This window comes from Geodermatophilus nigrescens (genome assembly GCF_900129495.1).
Taxonomy (GTDB): Bacteria; Actinomycetota; Actinomycetes; order Mycobacteriales; family Geodermatophilaceae; genus Geodermatophilus; species Geodermatophilus nigrescens.
In genome coordinates this window covers 37,885-53,564 of the sequence record NZ_FQVX01000006.1, presented here as the reverse complement: position 1 = coordinate 53,564, position 15,680 = coordinate 37,885, and the positions used below count along the sequence as shown (strand labels likewise).

The window sequence follows — 15,680 nt, the reverse complement described above, 5'->3', positions numbered from 1 at the left end:
GCTCACGCGGCGCGGGCAGACCGTGGCCGTACCTCGTCACTGCAGCAGGGAGAACCGAGTGCCACGCCGCCTCTTCACGTCCGAGTCGGTGACCGAGGGCCACCCCGACAAGATCGCCGACCAGATCTCCGACGCGATCCTCGACGAGATGCTCGCGCAGGACCCGCGCAGCCGCGTCGCCGTCGAGACCCTGATCACCACCGGCCAGGTGCACATCGCCGGCGAGGTCACCACCGCCGGCTACGTCGACATCGCCGACATCGTCCGCAGGACGGTCCTGCGGATCGGCTACGACTCCTCGCGCAAGGGCTTCGACGGCGCCTCCTGCGGCGTGAGCGTGTCCATCGGCGCGCAGTCGCCCGACATCGCCCAGGGCGTGGACACCGCCTACGAGGCGCGCACGTCGGGCGCGACCGACGACGAGATCGAGCGCCAGGGCGCCGGCGACCAGGGGCTCATGTTCGGCTACGCCACCGACGAGACCCCCGAGCTCATGCCGCTGCCGATCGCGCTGGCGCACCGGCTCTCCCGCCGGCTGTCGGCGGTCCGCAAGGACGGCTCGGTGCCCTACCTGCGCCCCGACGGCAAGACCCAGGTCACCGTCGTCTACGAGGACGACCGGCCGGTCGGCGTCGACACCGTCGTCGTCTCCTCGCAGCACGCCGAGGACATCTCCATCGAGCAGCTGCTCACCCCCGACGTGCAGGAGCTCGTCGTGGAGCCGGAGCTGCAGGCGCTCGGGCTGCCCACCGACGGCTACCGGCTGCTGGTCAACCCCACGGGCAAGTTCGTGATCGGCGGCCCGATGGGCGACGCCGGCCTGACCGGCCGCAAGATCATCGTCGACACGTACGGCGGCATGGCCCGCCACGGCGGCGGCGCGTTCTCCGGCAAGGACCCGTCGAAGGTCGACCGCTCCGGCGCCTACGCGATGCGCTGGGTGGCCAAGAACGTCGTCGCCGCGGGCCTGGCCCGCCGCTGCGAGGTGCAGGTCGCCTACGCCATCGGCGCCGCGCACCCCGTCGGCCTGTTCGTCGACACGCACGGCACCGGCACCGTGGCCGACGACGTCCTGGAGAAGGCCGTCACCACGGTGTTCGACCTGCGCCCGGGCGCCATCGTGCGCGACCTGGACCTGCTGCGGCCCATCTACGGCCCGACCGCCGCCTACGGCCACTTCGGCCGCACCGACGTCGAGCTGCCGTGGGAGCGCACCGACCGGGCCGACGCGCTCCGGTCGGCCGTCGGGGCCTGACCTCCCCGGAGCAGGACGCGTCGTACCCCGCGGGGAGACTCGCGGGGACGACGACCGGACGGAGAACGCCCTGAGCACGGCCGCACCACCTCCCGGCGACCCGGGCCGCCCCACGGTGGCCCGGGTCGTCGTCGACGTGCCGCTGGCGCACCTGGACCGCGCCTTCGACTACGCGATCCCCGACGACATGGCCGGGGAGGTCCGCGCCGGCTGCCGTGTGCGGGTCCGCTTCGCCGGGCAGCTGGTCGACGGGTTCGTGCTGGAGCTCGCCACCTCCAGCGAGACCGGCCGCAAGCTCGCGCCGCTGGCCAAGCTGGTGTCCTCCGAGCCGGTGCTCACCCCGGAGGTCGCGGCGCTCGCCCGCTCGGTGGCGCAGCGCTGGGGCGGCACGCTCGTCGACGTGCTGCGGCTGGCCATCCCGCCGCGCCGCGCCGCCGCGGAGAAGCGCCCGCCCGCCGAGCCCCCGCCGCCACCGGAGCCGCCCGACCCGGCCGGGTTCGCCCGCTATCCGACGGGGCCCGCGCTGCTGGCCGCCGTCGCGGAGGGCCGCCCGGCGCGCGCGGTGTGGACGGCGCTGCCCGGCGAGGACTGGCCGGCGCGGCTCGCCGAGCTGTGCCGGGCGGCGCTGTCGGGCGGGCGCGGCGCGCTCGTCGTCGTCCCCGACGGGCGCGACCTCGACCGGCTGGAGGCCGCCGCCGGCGCCGTCCTGCCCACGGGCTCGTTCGTCGTGCTGCGCGCCGACGCCGCCCCCGACGCCCGCTACCGGCGCTTCCTCGACGCCGCCCGCGGCAGCGCGAAGGTCGTCCTCGGCACCCGCGGGGCGGCGTTCGCGCCCGTCGCCGACCTCGGCCTGGTGGCCGTCTGGGACGACGGCGACGACCTGCACGCCGAGCCGCGGGCGCCCTACGCGCACGCCCGCGACGTGCTGATGCACCGCGCCCACCTGACCGGGTGCGCGGCCGTCGTCGCGGCCACCGCGCGCACCGCCGAGGCCGCGCTGCTGGTGGAGAGCGGCTGGGCGCACGAGCTCGCCGCCGAGCGGGCCACCCTGCGCGCCGCCATGCCGCGGGTGCAGGCGCTGGGGGAGGACTCCGAGCTCGCGCGCGACCCGGCCGCCCGCACCGCGCGGCTGCCCAGCCTCGCCCACCGGGTGGCCCGCGCCGCGCTCGCCGAGGGCACGCCCGTGCTGGTGCAGGTGCCGCGCTCCGGCTACGCGCCGGGCCTGTCCTGCGACCGCTGCCGGGCGCCGGCCCGCTGCGCGGTGTGCTCCGGCCCGCTCGGCGTCTCGCCCACGCCCGGGCCCGGCGGCTCGCGCATCCCCGCGTGCCGGTGGTGCGCCCGCCCGGCCACGGTCTTCGACTGCCCGCACTGCCACGGCACCAAGCTGCGCGCCTCCGTCGTGGGGGCCGCGCGCACCGCCGAGGAGCTCGGGCGGGCGTTCCCCGGCGCCCCGGTGCGGGTGTCCGGGCGGTCCTCGGGGGTGCTGCCGACGGTGTCCGGCGGCCCGGCGCTGGTGGTCGCGACGCCGGGCGCGGAGCCGGTGGCCGAGGGCGGGTACGGCGCGGCGCTGCTGCTCGACTCGTGGGCGCTGCTCGGCCGCGCCGACCTGCGAGCGGGCGAGGAGACGCTGCGCCGCTGGATGAACGCGGCCACGCTGGTGCGGCCGCGGGGCACCGTCGTCGTGGCGGCCGACGCCGCGCACCCCGTCGTCCAGGCCCTGGTGCGCTGGGACCCGGGCTGGCTGGCGGAGCGGGAGCTCGCCGACCGGCGGGCGCTGGGCTTCCCGCCGGCCACCCGGATGGCCGCGCTGTCGGGGTCGCCGGCGGCGCTCGCGGAGTTCCTCGGCGCCGCCCGGCTGCCCGGCGACGCCGACCTGCTCGGGCCGGTGCCCGAGCCCCCGCGGCCGGGCCAGGAGGGCGAGCGGGAGCGCTACCTGGTGCGGGTGCCGCGCGGCGAGGGGACGGCGCTGGCCACCGCGCTCGCCGAGGTGCAGGGCGTCCGCAGCGCGCGGAAGGCGAGCGAGCACGTGCGCGTGCAGCTCGACCCCCTCGAGCTGGTCTGAGCCCCCCGGGCACGATCCCGGCCCCGTAGGAGAGGTCCCCGCACGATCAGGCGGCCTGGTCGTGCTGCGTCCTGGCTCACCTCCGGCGGTGAGCCAGGACGCGCCACGGTGAGCCCGCCTGATCGTGCGGGGGCGGCCCTGGTCCGGGCCGGCGAGTGCGCGGGAGGGCGCCACCTACGATCGACCGGTGAGCGTCACCCCCATCCGGCTGCTGGGCGACCCCGTCCTGCACCGGCCCGCGGCACCGGTCGTCGACTTCGACGCCGAGCTGCGCGGGCTGGTCGCCGACCTGACCGAGACCATGCACGCCGCCGGGGGAGCGGGCCTCGCCGCGCCGCAGATCGGCGTCGGCCTGCGGGTGTTCACCTGGTACGTCGACGGCGAGGTCGGCCACCTGGTCAACCCCTCGGTCGACCTGGTCGGCGACGAGACCGAGGAGGCGCCCGAGGGCTGCCTGTCCATCCCCGGCTACCGCTTCGACTGCCGCCGCCACCTGCACGTGGTGGCCACCGGGTGGAACCAGCACGGCGACCCGGTCCGGGTGGAGGGCTCGCACCTGCTGGCCCGCGCGGTGCAGCACGAGGTCGACCACCTCGACGGCGTCGTGTTCGTCGACCGGCTCGACCCCGAGGCGCGCACCGCCGCCCTCGCCGCGCTCGCCGAGGCCGAGTGGCAGGGCATGCAGGCCTGGGTCCCGCGCGTGGAGGTGAGCCCCCACTGAGGCTCCTGTTCGCGGGGACCCCCGAGGCCGCCGTGCCCTCGCTGGAGGCGCTGCTGGCCTCCGGCCACGAGGTGGCCGCCGTCCTCACCCGCCCCGACGCCCGTTCCGGCCGCGGCCGCAAGGTCAGCCGCTCGCCGGTGGCCGAGCGCGCCGACGCCGCCGGCCTGCCCGTGCTGCAGCCCCGCTCGCCGCGGGAGCCCGAGTTCCTCGCGCAGCTCGCCGACCTCGCCGTCGACTGCGCGCCGGTGGTGGCCTACGGCGCGCTCGTGCCGCCCGCGGCGCTCGACCTGCCCGCGCACGGCTGGGTCAACCTGCACTTCTCGCTGCTGCCCGCCTGGCGCGGCGCCGCGCCGGTGCAGCACGCGGTCATGGCCGGCGACGAGGTCACCGGCGCGTGCACCTTCCGGCTGGAGCAGGGCCTGGACACCGGGCCGGTGTTCGGCCTGGTCACCGAGCCGATCGGCCCCCGCGACACCGCGGGCGACCTGCTCGGCCGGCTCGCCGTCAGCGGCGCCCGGCTGCTCGTCGCCACCCTCGACGGCATCGCCTCCGGGGAGCTCGAGCCGCAGCCGCAGTCGGCCGACGGGGTGAGCCTCGCGCCGCGCATCGAGACCGCCGACGCCCGCGTCGACTGGGAGCTGCCCGCGCACGTCGTCGACCGCCGCGTCCGGGGCGTGACCCCGGCGCCGGGGGCCTGGACCACCTGGCGCGGCGAGCGGTTCCGCCTGGGCCCGGTCGAGCCGCTGCCGACGTCGCTCGCGCTGGAGGCCGGGGAGGTGTCGCCCGGCCCGACCGGTGTCGTCGTCGGCACCGGCCGCGGCGCGGTGCGCCTCGGCGACGTCCAGCCGGCCGGCAAGCGCATGCACCCGGCCGCCGACTGGGCCCGCGGCGCCCGCCCGGCGCCCGGCGAGCGGTTCGGCTCGTGAGCGGCCCGCCCCGGCGTCCGGCCGGCGCGCGTGGAGGGCAGCGCGGCGGGCCCCGCCGCCCGCCCCGCCGCGCCCCGCTCGACGGCGCCCGCCTGACCGCCTACGACGTCCTCGACGGCGTCTCCGCGCGCGAGGCCTACGCCAACCTGCTGCTGCCCCAGCTGCTGCGGGAGCGGCAGCTCGAGCCGCGCGACGCCGCCTTCGCCACCCAGCTCGCCTACGGGGCGCTGCGCGCGCAGGGCACCCTCGACGCGGTCCTCGCCCGGCTGGTCGACCGCCCGCTCGCCGACCTCGACCGCCGGCTGCTCGACCTGCTGCGCCTCGGCGCCTACCAGCTGGTCGACCTGCGCGTCCCCGCGCACGCCGCCGTGGCCACCACCGTCGACCTGGTCCGCGCGATCGTCGGGCCCGGCGCCTCCGGCCTGGCCAACGCGGTGCTGCGCAAGGTCGCCGCCGGCGGGGACCGCGCCGCGTGGCTGGCGCAGCTCGGGGCCGACGGCGACCGTCGCCTGGCGCTGGCCACCGACCACCCCGAGTGGATCGTGGCGGCCTGGCGCGAGGCGCTCGGGGGAGACGCGGCCGGGGAGGCGGAGCTCGAGGAGGCGCTGCTCGCCGACGACGCCGCCCCCGAGGTGCACCTGGTCGCCCGGCACGTCGACCGCGCCGCGCTCGCCGAGGAGTCCGGCGGGACGCCCGGGCCGTGGTCGCCGTACGCGGTGCGCCTGGGCGGGGGGGACCCGGGCCGGCTGCCGTCGGTGCGCGCCGGCCGGGCCGCCGTGCAGGACGAGGGCAGCCAGCTCGCCGCGCTGCTGCTCACCCGCGCGCCGCTGGAGGGCCCCGACGCCCGCTGGCTCGACGTGTGCGCCGGCCCCGGCGGCAAGGCCGGGCTGCTGGCCGCCGTCCGCCCGGCCGGGGTGCACCTGACCGCCGCCGACCGCGCGCCGCACCGCGCCGAGCTGGTGCGCGGGGCGCTGGCCGGCGAGGACGACGTCGAGGTGCTGGTGGCCGACGGGCGGGAGCCGCCGTGGGCCGCGGGCTCCTTCGACCGGGTGCTGCTCGACGCGCCGTGCACCGGCCTGGGCGCGCTGCGCCGGCGGCCGGAGGTGCGCTGGCGGCGCACGGCCGACGACGTCGCGCCGCTGGTGGAGCTGCAGACGGCGCTGCTCGACCGCGCGCTGGCCTCCGTGCGCCCCGGCGGGGTGGTCGCCTACGTGACCTGCTCGCCGCACGCGGCGGAGACGGTCGCGGTGGCCGACGCGGCGGCCGCGCGGGACGACGTCGAGGTGCTGCCGGTGGCGCCGCTGTTCGGGGAGGTGCCCGGGGTCGAGCGCGGGCCCTACGGGCAGCTGTGGCCGCACCGGCACGGCACCGACGCGATGTTCCTGGCCCTGCTGCGCCGCACCCGCTGACCGCGGCGCGGCCGGCGCGGCGGGCGCCGGGGGGCCGTCAGCGGGCGAGCAGCGTGACCAGGACGACGAGCAGCACGTAGCCGCCGGAGAGGGCGAGCAGGCGCCGGCCGCCCAGCCACGGCTCCCACCACGGCACCGGGGGCGCCGGGCGCGCGGGCCCCGGGCGGTCGGCCACCCACCAGGCCGCGGCGAGCGTCTGGCGCCGGTGCCACAGCGCCAGCGCCGTGTAGCCCGCGACGAGCACGACGGCGGCCGGCAACGACGTCGCCGGGGAGTCCCACTCGGCCTGCAGGAGCAGCACCGCGGGCAGCACGGGCATCGCCCGGCCCATCCAGTGCAGCCGCAGCACGCGGCGGGCGGAGAGGTCCAGGCGGGCGCGCAGGTCGGGGCCCGGGTCGGTGTGGGTGCGCAGCGCGTGCCGCATCCGCGCGACCTCGGCGGCCCGGCGCGACAGCGCCGGCACGACCGGCGTCAGCAGCGCCAGGGCGGCCCCCACGCCGGCCACCGCGGCGAGCAACGCCCAGGCGGCGTAACCGTGCAGGCCCGCGTAGTCGCCGGTGAGCAGCATCCGCGGCACGCCGAGCCCGAGGACGACGGCGGGCAGCAGCAGGCCCGCCGTCCAGGTGGCCGGGGCCCGGGAGGCCGCCGGCCGGACCGTCACCGACCCGTGACGCACCGTCACCGGATCGCCCGACGGCCAGACCGGCCGGCGGAGGACGGGGGACGGGGCGGTGCGCACGATCACGGACCGTAGCCGCCGGCGGGCCGGTCCGCCTCCCGGTCACCCGGCCCGGCGACCCCCGCCCAGGGCAGGTCCACCCGGACCGGGGACAGCTCACCGTGTGCACGCATCGCGGCGCCCCTACCCACCCGGTCGCGCCGCGTGCACATCCGTTCCGGATCCGCCGCCGCGCGCCTACCCTGCCCCGCCGTGCCCTGGCTCCCCGACGACTTCGTCCACCCGGTCCGCGCCGACCTGCCCACCGGTCAGCACCTGCGGCCGATCCGCGCGGCCGACACCGCCATCGACCACCCCGCCGTCATGGGCTCCCGCGAGCGGTTGTGGGACATCTACGGCGCCGCCTGGGGCTGGCCGCCCGCGACCATGACCGAGGACCAGGACCGCGAGGACCTCGCCCGCCACGAGCGGGAGATCGAGGCGCACGAGAGCTTCAACTACGCGCTGCTCGACGAGGACGAGACCGAGCTGCTCGGCTGCGTCTACGTCGACCCGCCGGAGAAGGCCGGCGACGCCGACGCCGAGGTGTCCTGGTGGGTGGTCGACCGGCTGGTCGGCACCGACGTCGAGGCGGCCCTCGACGCTTTCGTGCCGCGTTGGCTGGCGGCGGAGTGGCCGCTCCGGGCGCCGCGCTACGTCGGCCGCGACCTGTCGTGGGCCGAGTGGACCGCCCTGCCCGACCGCGACTGACCGGGCCCGACCCCGGCGCGCGGCCGGCCCCGGGGGAGCCGGCCGCGCGCCGCTCGGGCCTCGACGGTCAGAACGGGTACTGCCGCCGGGTGTGCTGGACGCTGACCCAGTGGTCGGTGGTGAACTCGTCGATCGCCCACTCGCCGCCGAACCGGCCGAGGCCGGACTCCTTCTCCCCGCCGAACGCGGTGTTGTTCTCGTCGTTGAGCGGCGAGTCGTTGACGTGGGTCATCCCCGCCTCGACCCGCAGCGCGAACCGGACGCCGCGCTCGGTGTCGCGGGTGAACACCGCGCTGGACAGGCCGTACTCGGTGTCGTTGGCGATGGCCAGCGCCTCGTCCTCGCCGGAGGCCCGGATGACCGTCGCGACCGGCCCGAAGACCTCCTGCCGGGCGGTGGCGACGTCGTTGGTGCCCAGCAGCACGTGCGGCGGGAGCACCGACCCGATCGGGCCGGTCGGGTCGCCGCCGAGGACCTGCTCGGCGCCGTCCTCGCGGGCCTGCGCGACCTTCTCCTGGATCCCCTCGAGCTGCTTGCCGTTGATGATCGGGCCGATGACCGTGTCCGGCTCCCGCGGGTCGCCCACCTTGAGCCCGCGCACCCGCTCCACGTAGCGCTCGACGAACGCGTCGTGCACCGAGTCGTCGACGACGATCCGGTTGGTGATCATGCAGACCTGGCCCTGGTGGAAGAACTTCCCGAACACGGCGGCGTCGACGGCGAGGTCGAGGTCGGCGTCGTCGAGCACCACCAGCGGGCCGTTGCCGCCCAGCTCGAGCGACAGCTTCTTGAGGCCCGCCTTCTCGGCGATGCCCTTGCCCACCGGCGTCGACCCGGTGAACGACACCACCCGCGGCGTCGGGTGGGACACGATCGCGTCGCCGATCTCCGAGCCCGAGCCGATGACCACCGACAGCAGGCCCGGCGGCAGCCCGGCCTCCTCGTACACCTTCGCCAGCAGCAGGCCGCCGGTCACCGGGGTGTCGCCGGCGGGCTTGAGGACGACGGCGTTGCCCAGCGCCAGCGCCGGGGCCACCGACCGGTTGGACAGGTGCATCGGCACGTTCCACGGGCTGATGACGGCGACCACGCCCACCGGCCGCCGGTAGACGCGGCTCTCCTTGCCCTCGACGTCGGCCGGCAGGATCCGGCCCTCGACGCGGTACGGGTAGGACGACGCCTCGTGGAAGTCCCGCAGCGTGATCGCGTACTCGAACTGCGCGGCCGGGGCGGCGGCACCGCTCTCGCGGACGTGCCAGTCGACGATCTCGTCCTCGCGGTCCTCCATGATCCGGGCGGCCCGGCGCAGCACGTCGGCCCGGTCGCTGGGCAGCCGCGCGGCCCACTCGCGCTGCGCCTCGCGGGCGGCGGCGTAGGCCTCGTCGAGGTCGTCGGCGGTGGCCAGGCGGATCTCGGTGAGCGTCTCGCCGGTGTAGGGGTCGGTGTCGGCCGCCGTCTTCTCGCTGCGCCCCTCACGCCAGGTACCGGCGATGGGCATGCGGTCGAAGCCGTCGTAGCGGGGGAGAGCCATGGGTCGTGGGCTACCCGGTGGGGTCCTCCGGACACGCGCCCCCGTCAGCGGGCGTCGCTCTCCAGCTCCCGCCGGGCCACCGCGAGCACCTCCGGGTCGGCGCAGCCCCGGGCGAACCCGGCGATGCGCCGCCGGATGTCGCGGCCGAGCAGCGCGGTGCCGATCCGCTCGGCCACCGGCGCGAGCCACGACGGCCGGCAGCGGAACACGTAGCGCCACACCGCCCGGGTGCCGCCGCCGGGCAGCGGCGTGAACCGCCAGCTGCCGGCGAACACCGCGAAGAACCACGGCCCGCGCACCATCCGCATGCCCACGTGCGACGGCGGCACGTAGGAGACGTACTCGCTGACCATCGCGAGCCCGTGCCGCGACCGGGTCGCCGTCCGCACGCCCTTCCCGGGCCGGTCCGCGCCCAGCAGGTGCTGCTCGCGGACGAAGCGGTCCCACCGGTAGCGGGTGGCCCCGGTGGTCTGCGAGACGGCGAACGCCAGCGCCGGCTCCACGGGGACGTCGGCGCTCGCCTCGACCTGTGCCATGCCCCGCCCCTACCCGGCCGGACCGGCGGTGATCACGGCGCACCTAGACTCGGACGACGTGGCCCGCACCCCGATGATCGCCCCCAGCCTGCTCTCGGCGGACTTCGCCCGGCTGGCCGACGAGGTGGCCCGCGTGGCCGACGCCGACTGGCTGCACGTCGACGTCATGGACGCCCACTTCGTGCCCAACCTGACGCTGGGCCGGCCGGTGGTCGAGGCGATCCACGCCGTCAGTCCCGTGCCGCTGGACTGCCACCTGATGATCGAGGCCCCCGAGCGCTGGGCGCCGGGCTACGCCGAGCTCGGCTCCCGCAACGTCACCGTGCACGCCGAGGCCTGCACCGGCGACCCCCGTGACGTCGCCCGCGACATCCGCGCCGCCGGTGCCCTGGCGGGCCTCGCGCTCAAGCCCGGCACCCCGCTCGAGCGCTACGAGGAGGTGCTGCGCGACTTCGACACCCTGCTGGTCATGACCGTCGAGCCCGGCTTCGGCGGCCAGGCGTTCATGGCCGAGGTGCTGCCGAAGGTGCGCCGCGCCCGCGAGCTCGTCGACACCGGCCACCTGCAGGTGCTCGTCGAGGTCGACGGCGGCATCAACGCCGACACCATCGCGCAGGCCGCGGAGGCTGGCGCCGACGTCTTCGTCGCGGGCTCGGCCGTCTACGGCGCCGACGACCCGTCGCGCGCCATCGCCGCCCTGCGCGACCTGGCCACCCCGGCCGCCGGGTGATGGTCAGCCCGCAGGAGCGCGCCGCCATGGCCCGGGCGCGCGAGCTCGGCGCGAGCGTCCTCGGCACCACCAGCCCGAACCCGCCCGTCGGCGCGGTCGTCCTCGACGCCGACGGCGCGGTCGTGGGGGAGGGCGCCACCTCCCCGCCGGGCGGCCCGCACGCGGAGGTGCACGCGCTGGCCCGGGCCGGCGAGCGCGCCCGCGGCGGCACCGCCGTCGTCACCCTCGAGCCGTGCGCGCACACCGGCCGCACCGGCCCGTGCGCCGACGCGCTGCTCGCCGCCGGCGTCGCCCGCGTCCTCGTCGCCGTCCCCGAGCCCACCGGCCTGGCCGGCGGCGGCGCCGAGCGGCTGCGCGCCGCCGGGGTCGACGTCGAGGTCGGCGTGGAGCGGGAGGCCGCCGAGGAGGGCGCGCTCGCCGCCTGGCTGACCGGCGCCCGCGTGGGCCGGCCGTTCGTCGTCTGGAAGGCCGGCGCCACCCTCGACGGGAGGGTCGCCGCCGCCGACGGCACCAGCCGCTGGATCACCGGCCCGGTCGCGCGCGCCGCCGTCCACCGGCTGCGGGCCGGGTGCGACGCCGTCCTCGTCGGGTCGGGCACCGTCCTCGCCGACGACCCGCAGCTCACCGTCCGCGACGCCGACGGCCGCGACGCGCCCCGCCAGCCGCTGCGCGTCGTGCACGACCGCCGCGGCCGGGTCCCGGCGGGCGCCCGCGTCCTCGACGGCGCCGCCCCGACGCTCGTCAGCCGGGCCGACGGGCCGGCCGGGCTGCTCGCCGAGCTCTTCGACCGCGACGTCCGCCGGGTGCTGCTCGAGGGCGGCCCGACGCTCGCCGCCGCGTTCCTGCGGGAGGGGCTGGTCGACGAGGTGCTGGTGCACCTCGCGCCGAAGCTGCTCGGCGCGGGTCCCTCCCTGGTGGGGGACCTGGGAATCAGCACGATCGGCGCCGCGCTGAGCCTGGAGCTGCGGGAGGTCACCCCGCTGGGCGGGGACGTGCAGATCCGCCTCCGGCCCACAGGTCACACTGGGGTCGGACCGCGCGCCGACGGGAGGGACTGAGGTGTTCACAGGCATCGTCGAGGAGGTCGGCTCGCTCGCCGCCCGCGAGGAGTCCGCCGACGCCGCCGTGCTGCGCATCCGCGCCCGGCGCGTGCTCGAGGACGTGCACCTCGGCGACTCGATCTCCGTCAACGGCGTGTGCCTCACCGTCACCGGTGTCGAGCCCGACGCCGACGGCAGCTCCGTGTGGTCCACCGACGTCATGGCCGAGACGCTGCGCCGCAGCAGCCTCGGGCGCCTGACCGACGGCGACCCGGTCAACCTCGAGCGCGCCGTCGCCCCGCACACCCGCCTCGGCGGGCACATCGTGCAGGGCCACGTCGACGGCGTCGGCACGGTCGTGTCCCGCACGCCGAGCGAGCACTGGGACGTCGTCCGCGTCGCCCTGCCCCCGCAGCTGGCGCGCTACGTCGTCGAGAAGGGCTCGATCACCGTCGACGGCGTCTCGCTCACCGTCAGCGCGCTCAGCGCCGCCGACGACCCCGAGCCCTGGCTCGAGGTCAGCCTCATCCCCGCCACCCTCCGCGAGACCACGCTGGGCGGCCGCGCCCCGGGGGACCCGGTCAACCTGGAGGTCGACGTGATCGCCAAGTACGTGGAACGACTGCTGGGAGCACGCCGATGAGCGCCGTCCGGCTGGACTCCGTCGAGGACGCCATCGCGGCGGTCAAGGACGGCCGGGCCGTCGTCGTCGTCGACGACGAGGACCGCGAGAACGAGGGCGACCTGATCTTCGCCTCCGAGCTCGCGACGCCCGAGCTCGTGGCCTTCATGGTCCGCTACACGTCCGGCTACATCTGCGTGTCGGTCACCGAGGCCGACGCCGACCGGCTCGACCTGCCGCCGATGTTCCGGGTCAACCAGGACCGGCGCGGCACCGCGTACACCGTCACCGTCGACGCCCGCGAGGGCGTGACCACCGGCATCTCCGCCGCCGACCGGGCGCACACCATCCGGCTGCTCGCCGACGCCGCGACCTCCTCGGCCGACCTCGCCCGCCCCGGCCACATCGTGCCCCTGCGCGCCAAGGACGGCGGCGTGCTGCGCCGGCCGGGCCACACCGAGGCCGCCGTCGACCTCGCCGTCCTCGCCGGGCTGCGCCCCTCGGGCACGCTGTGCGAGCTGGTCAGCGAGAAGGACCCGACCGGCATGGCCCGGGCCGAGGAGCTGCGCGTCTTCGCCGACGAGCACGACCTGTGCCTCATCTCGATCGCCGACCTCATCGCCTACCGCAAGCGCTTCGACAAGCTGGTCGAGCGGGTCGCCGAGGCCACCGTGCCGCTGGCGCCGGGCACCTTCACCGCCGTCGGCTACCGCAGCTCCTACGACGAGCGCGAGCACGTCGCCTTCGTCTACGGCGACATCGCCGACGGCGAGGACGTGCTGGTCCGCGTGCACTCCGAGTGCCTCACCGGCGACGTCTTCGGCTCCCTGCGCTGCGACTGCGGCCCGCAGCTGCAGGCGGCGCTGGCCGCCGTCGCCCAGGAGGGCCGCGGCATCGTGCTCTACATCCGCGGGCACGAGGGCCGGGGCATCGGCCTGCTGCACAAGCTGCAGGCCTACCAGCTGCAGGACTCCGGCGTGGACACCGTCGACGCCAACCTCGACCTCGGTCTGCCCGCCGACGCCCGCGACTACGGCACCGGCGCGCAGATCCTCGTCGACCTCGGCGTGCACACCATGCGGCTGCTCACCAACAACCCGGCCAAGCGCGCGGGCCTGGAGGGCTACGGCCTCAAGGTGACCGGCCGCGTCCCGCTGCCCAGCCACGTCACCGCGGAGAACCTGGCCTACCTGCGCACCAAGCGCGACCGGATGGGCCACCTGCTCGACATCATCGAGCCCGAGACCGAGTCCGGCCCCGCCGACGTGCCCCTCCCCGTGGGCGGCGAGCCGGCCACCGTGCCCGGCACCGACGTGCCCCTCCACCAGCAGGAGCAGCGACTGTGAGCGGACAGGGTCGCCCCGAGGCGGGAGCCGTCGACGCCGCCGGGCTCACGCTCGGCATCGTCGCCACCACCTGGCACGCCGAGATCACCGACGCGCTGCTCGACCGCGCGCTCGCCGCGGCCCGCGCCAGCGGCATCGGCGAGCCGACCGTCGTCCGCGCGCCGGGCGCCGTCGAGCTGCCCGTCGTCGCCCAGGCGCTGGCCGAGCGGCACGACGCCGTCGTCGCGCTCGGCGTGGTCATCCGTGGCGGCACCCCGCACTTCGAGTACGTCTGCGACGCCGTCACCGCCGGGCTCACCCGGGTGGCGCTCGACGCCGGCCGCCCGGTCGGCAACGGCGTGCTCACCTGCGACACCGAGGAGCAGGCGCGCGACCGCTCGGGCTTGCCCGGCTCCGCCGAGGACAAGGGCTGGGAGGCCTGCGTCGCCGCGCTGGCGACCGCGCTCACCCTGCGCGAGCTGCGCACCCCGCCGCGGTCCACCGGCTTCCAGGCCACCCCGGTCGGGCAGGGCCTCGCGTGAAGACCTTCGACGCGCTGTTCGCCGAGCTGTCGGCGAAGGTGGCCGCCGGGGACCCCGCCTCGGGCACCGTGACCGCCGTCCGCGACGGCGTGCACGCCGCCGGCAAGAAGGTGGTCGAGGAGGCGGCGGAGTCCTGGATGGCCGCCGAGCACGAGGGGCCGGAGCGGACCGCGGAGGAGATCAGCCAGCTCCTCTACCGCGTGCAGGTGCTCATGCTGGCCCGCGGGCTCAGCCTCGACGACGTCTACACCCACCTCTAGACGAGGGCCCCCCGCGCCCCCACGACGCGCTCCGCACGCCGCGGGACCCTGCGCGGGGCCGTTCCATCCGCTCCCGAAGGAGACACAGAAGTGCTGCGCATCGCCGTGCCCAACAAGGGCGTCCTCAGCGAGCCCGCGGCCGCGATGCTCGCCGAGAGCGGCTACCGGCAGCGGCGCAGCACGAAGGACCTCGCGGTCTACGACCCCGACAGCGACACCGAGTTCTTCTACCTGCGCCCGCGCGACATCGCCGTCTACGTCGCCGCCGGCACCCTCGACGTCGGCATCACCGGCCGCGACATGCTGCTGGAGACCGCGCCCGCCGAGGGGGAGGGCCCGACCGCCGTCGAGCTCATGCCGCTGGGCTTCGGCCGGTCCTCGTTCCGGTTCGCGAGCCCCGTGGAGTCCGGCATCGACACCGTCGAGCAGCTCGGCGGCAAGCGGATCGCCACCGCCTACCCGACGCTGCTGCAGCGCTTCCTCGCCGAGTCCGGCGTCAAGGCCAGCGTGGTCAAGCTCGACGGCGCGGTGGAGACCGCCTGCCGGCTCGGGGTGGCCGACGCGGTCTGCGACGTCGTCGAGACCGGGACGACGCTGCGCGCGGCCGGGCTGCGGATCATCGGCGAGCCGGTGCTCACCAGCGAGGCGGTGCTCGTCCGTCGGGAGGGCGCCGAGGAGATCCCGGCGGTCGCCCAACTGCGCCGCCGGCTGCGCGGTGTCCTCGTCGCCCGGCAGTACGTGATGCTCGACTACGACTGCCCGAACGAGCTGCTGGCGAAGGCCACCGCCCTCACCCCCGGCCTGGAGGGCCCGACGGTGAGCCCGCTGCAGACCGAGGGCTGGTCCGCGGTGCGCGCGATGGTTCGCCAGCACGAGACCAACCGGGTGATGGACGAGCTGTGGGAGCTCGGCGCCCGGGCGATCATCGTCACGAGCATCCACGCCAGCCGCATCTGACGGCGGGGCCGCCTCACCCCGTCGGCCGGGTCGCCTTCCCGTCCAGCCAGAGGGTGTCGGACTCGTCCCGGTGCGTGCCGGTGCCGCCGACGTGCTTCGAGTCGATCACCGGCCCGTTCTTGAGCACGTGGACGAGCGCCATCCCGTGCCCGCGGCCCAGGCCGTGCTCCTGGGCGAGCCAGGAGAGGACGTCGCCGGCCTTCGTGCCGGGGGCGTCGAGGCCGCGCTCGTGCGCCTGCGCGATCAGCTGGCGCGGGGTGAGACCGGTCCTGTCCTCGATCGCGTCGAGGTAGGCCTGGAAGGACATCGCGGTGCTCCTCTGCTGGGGGTCGGGG

Annotated in this window: 17 protein-coding genes; 13 read left to right on the top strand and 4 right to left on the bottom strand. The window is 76.9% G+C overall.

The features are described from left to right. Positions 1-58 precede the first annotated feature (58 nt). The 5 genes from metK to BUE37_RS21650 all read left to right on the top strand — a co-directional run bounded on the left by metK (position 59) and on the right by BUE37_RS21650 (position 6,373). Entirely contained in the window at positions 59-1,255 is a 1,197-nt protein-coding gene (metK, locus tag BUE37_RS21670) for a methionine adenosyltransferase (RefSeq protein ID WP_073422533.1), read from the top strand. Positions 1,256-1,370: 115 nt separating this feature from the next. Beyond that, positions 1,371-3,317 (top strand): primosomal protein N', encoded by a 1,947-nt coding sequence (locus BUE37_RS21665; RefSeq protein ID WP_139253096.1) that lies wholly within the window; start codon positions 1,371-1,373, stop codon positions 3,315-3,317. 187 nt (positions 3,318-3,504) lie between these two features. Next, positions 3,505-4,038, top strand: a complete 534-nt coding sequence (gene def / locus BUE37_RS21660) for a peptide deformylase (RefSeq protein WP_073422532.1) — start codon at positions 3,505-3,507, stop codon at positions 4,036-4,038. Beyond that, complete coding sequence (gene fmt / locus BUE37_RS21655; protein WP_281248107.1) at positions 3,987-4,964, top strand: methionyl-tRNA formyltransferase; 978 nt, start codon at positions 3,987-3,989, stop codon at positions 4,962-4,964. The genes def and fmt overlap by 52 nt, the downstream gene beginning before the upstream one ends. Then, the gene (locus BUE37_RS21650) at positions 4,961-6,373 is read left to right on the top strand and encodes an RsmB/NOP family class I SAM-dependent RNA methyltransferase (protein ID WP_073422531.1); all 1,413 of its coding nucleotides are present in this window, start codon (positions 4,961-4,963) and stop codon (positions 6,371-6,373) included. Before fmt ends, BUE37_RS21650 begins: the two co-directional genes overlap by 4 nt. Before the next feature lie 37 nt (positions 6,374-6,410). Here BUE37_RS21650 and BUE37_RS21645 read toward each other — a convergent pair whose 3' ends face one another. Further along, the gene (locus BUE37_RS21645) at positions 6,411-7,112 is read right to left on the bottom strand and encodes a hypothetical protein (protein WP_139253095.1); all 702 of its coding nucleotides are present in this window, start codon (positions 7,110-7,112) and stop codon (positions 6,411-6,413) included. Between the two features lie 192 nt (positions 7,113-7,304). On the opposite strand from BUE37_RS21645, the gene BUE37_RS21640 reads away from it, so the two are divergent. Continuing rightward, positions 7,305-7,802: a GNAT family N-acetyltransferase gene (locus BUE37_RS21640; protein WP_073422529.1), complete on the top strand. Its 498-nt coding sequence runs from the start codon at positions 7,305-7,307 to the stop codon at positions 7,800-7,802. A 67-nt stretch (positions 7,803-7,869) separates the two neighbouring features. Here BUE37_RS21640 and BUE37_RS21635 read toward each other — a convergent pair whose 3' ends face one another. Further along, positions 7,870-9,333, bottom strand: a complete 1,464-nt coding sequence (locus BUE37_RS21635) for an aldehyde dehydrogenase family protein (protein ID WP_073422528.1) — start codon at positions 9,331-9,333, stop codon at positions 7,870-7,872. A gap of 44 nt (positions 9,334-9,377) precedes the next feature. Further along, positions 9,378-9,869: a type II toxin-antitoxin system RatA family toxin gene (locus tag BUE37_RS21630; protein ID WP_073422527.1), complete on the bottom strand. Its 492-nt coding sequence runs from the start codon at positions 9,867-9,869 to the stop codon at positions 9,378-9,380. Between the two features lie 58 nt (positions 9,870-9,927). Between BUE37_RS21630 and rpe the strand changes: the two genes are divergently transcribed. The 7 genes from rpe to hisG all read left to right on the top strand — a co-directional run bounded on the left by rpe (position 9,928) and on the right by hisG (position 15,345). Beyond that, complete coding sequence (rpe, locus tag BUE37_RS21625; protein WP_245794861.1) at positions 9,928-10,599, top strand: ribulose-phosphate 3-epimerase; 672 nt, start codon at positions 9,928-9,930, stop codon at positions 10,597-10,599. Beyond that, on the top strand, positions 10,599-11,657 hold the full coding sequence (gene ribD, locus BUE37_RS21620) for a bifunctional diaminohydroxyphosphoribosylaminopyrimidine deaminase/5-amino-6-(5-phosphoribosylamino)uracil reductase RibD (protein ID WP_073422630.1): 1,059 nt from the start codon (positions 10,599-10,601) through the stop codon (positions 11,655-11,657). Before rpe ends, ribD begins: the two co-directional genes overlap by 1 nt. A gap of 1 nt (position 11,658) precedes the next feature. Then, positions 11,659-12,282 carry a riboflavin synthase gene (locus BUE37_RS21615; protein ID WP_073422526.1) on the top strand — a complete coding sequence of 208 codons (624 nt, stop codon included), beginning with the start codon at positions 11,659-11,661 and terminating at the stop codon, positions 12,280-12,282. Beyond that, positions 12,279-13,607 carry a bifunctional 3,4-dihydroxy-2-butanone-4-phosphate synthase/GTP cyclohydrolase II gene (locus tag BUE37_RS21610; protein ID WP_073422525.1) on the top strand — a complete coding sequence of 443 codons (1,329 nt, stop codon included), beginning with the start codon at positions 12,279-12,281 and terminating at the stop codon, positions 13,605-13,607. Before BUE37_RS21615 ends, BUE37_RS21610 begins: the two co-directional genes overlap by 4 nt. Beyond that, positions 13,604-14,128 (top strand): 6,7-dimethyl-8-ribityllumazine synthase, encoded by a 525-nt coding sequence (gene ribH / locus BUE37_RS21605; protein WP_073422524.1) that lies wholly within the window; start codon positions 13,604-13,606, stop codon positions 14,126-14,128. The genes BUE37_RS21610 and ribH overlap by 4 nt, the downstream gene beginning before the upstream one ends. Then, the gene (locus tag BUE37_RS21600; protein ID WP_073422523.1) at positions 14,125-14,388 is read left to right on the top strand and encodes a phosphoribosyl-ATP diphosphatase; all 264 of its coding nucleotides are present in this window, start codon (positions 14,125-14,127) and stop codon (positions 14,386-14,388) included. Before ribH ends, BUE37_RS21600 begins: the two co-directional genes overlap by 4 nt. A 90-nt stretch (positions 14,389-14,478) precedes the next feature. Next, positions 14,479-15,345, top strand: coding sequence for an ATP phosphoribosyltransferase (hisG, locus tag BUE37_RS21595; RefSeq protein ID WP_073422522.1), 867 nt, complete (start codon positions 14,479-14,481; stop codon positions 15,343-15,345). Positions 15,346-15,358: 13 nt separating this feature from the next. Here hisG and BUE37_RS21590 read toward each other — a convergent pair whose 3' ends face one another. Further along, positions 15,359-15,652: a DUF4287 domain-containing protein gene (locus BUE37_RS21590; protein WP_073422521.1), complete on the bottom strand. Its 294-nt coding sequence runs from the start codon at positions 15,650-15,652 to the stop codon at positions 15,359-15,361. Positions 15,653-15,680: the final 28 nt, after the last annotated feature.

Excerpts from the sequence above, each read along its gene's own strand:
- BUE37_RS21610 (WP_073422525.1), top strand. The coding sequence starts at position 12,279 with ATGAGCGCCGTCCGGCTGGACTCCGTCGAGGACGCCATCGCGGCGGTC.
- BUE37_RS21630 (WP_073422527.1), bottom strand. The coding sequence starts at position 9,869 with ATGGCACAGGTCGAGGCGAGCGCCGACGTCCCCGTGGAGCCGGCGCTG.
- ribD (WP_073422630.1), top strand. The coding sequence starts at position 10,599 with ATGGTCAGCCCGCAGGAGCGCGCCGCCATGGCCCGGGCGCGCGAGCTC.
- BUE37_RS21590 (WP_073422521.1), bottom strand. The coding sequence starts at position 15,652 with ATGTCCTTCCAGGCCTACCTCGACGCGATCGAGGACAGGACCGGTCTC.
- BUE37_RS21635 (WP_073422528.1), bottom strand. The coding sequence starts at position 9,333 with ATGGCTCTCCCCCGCTACGACGGCTTCGACCGCATGCCCATCGCCGGT.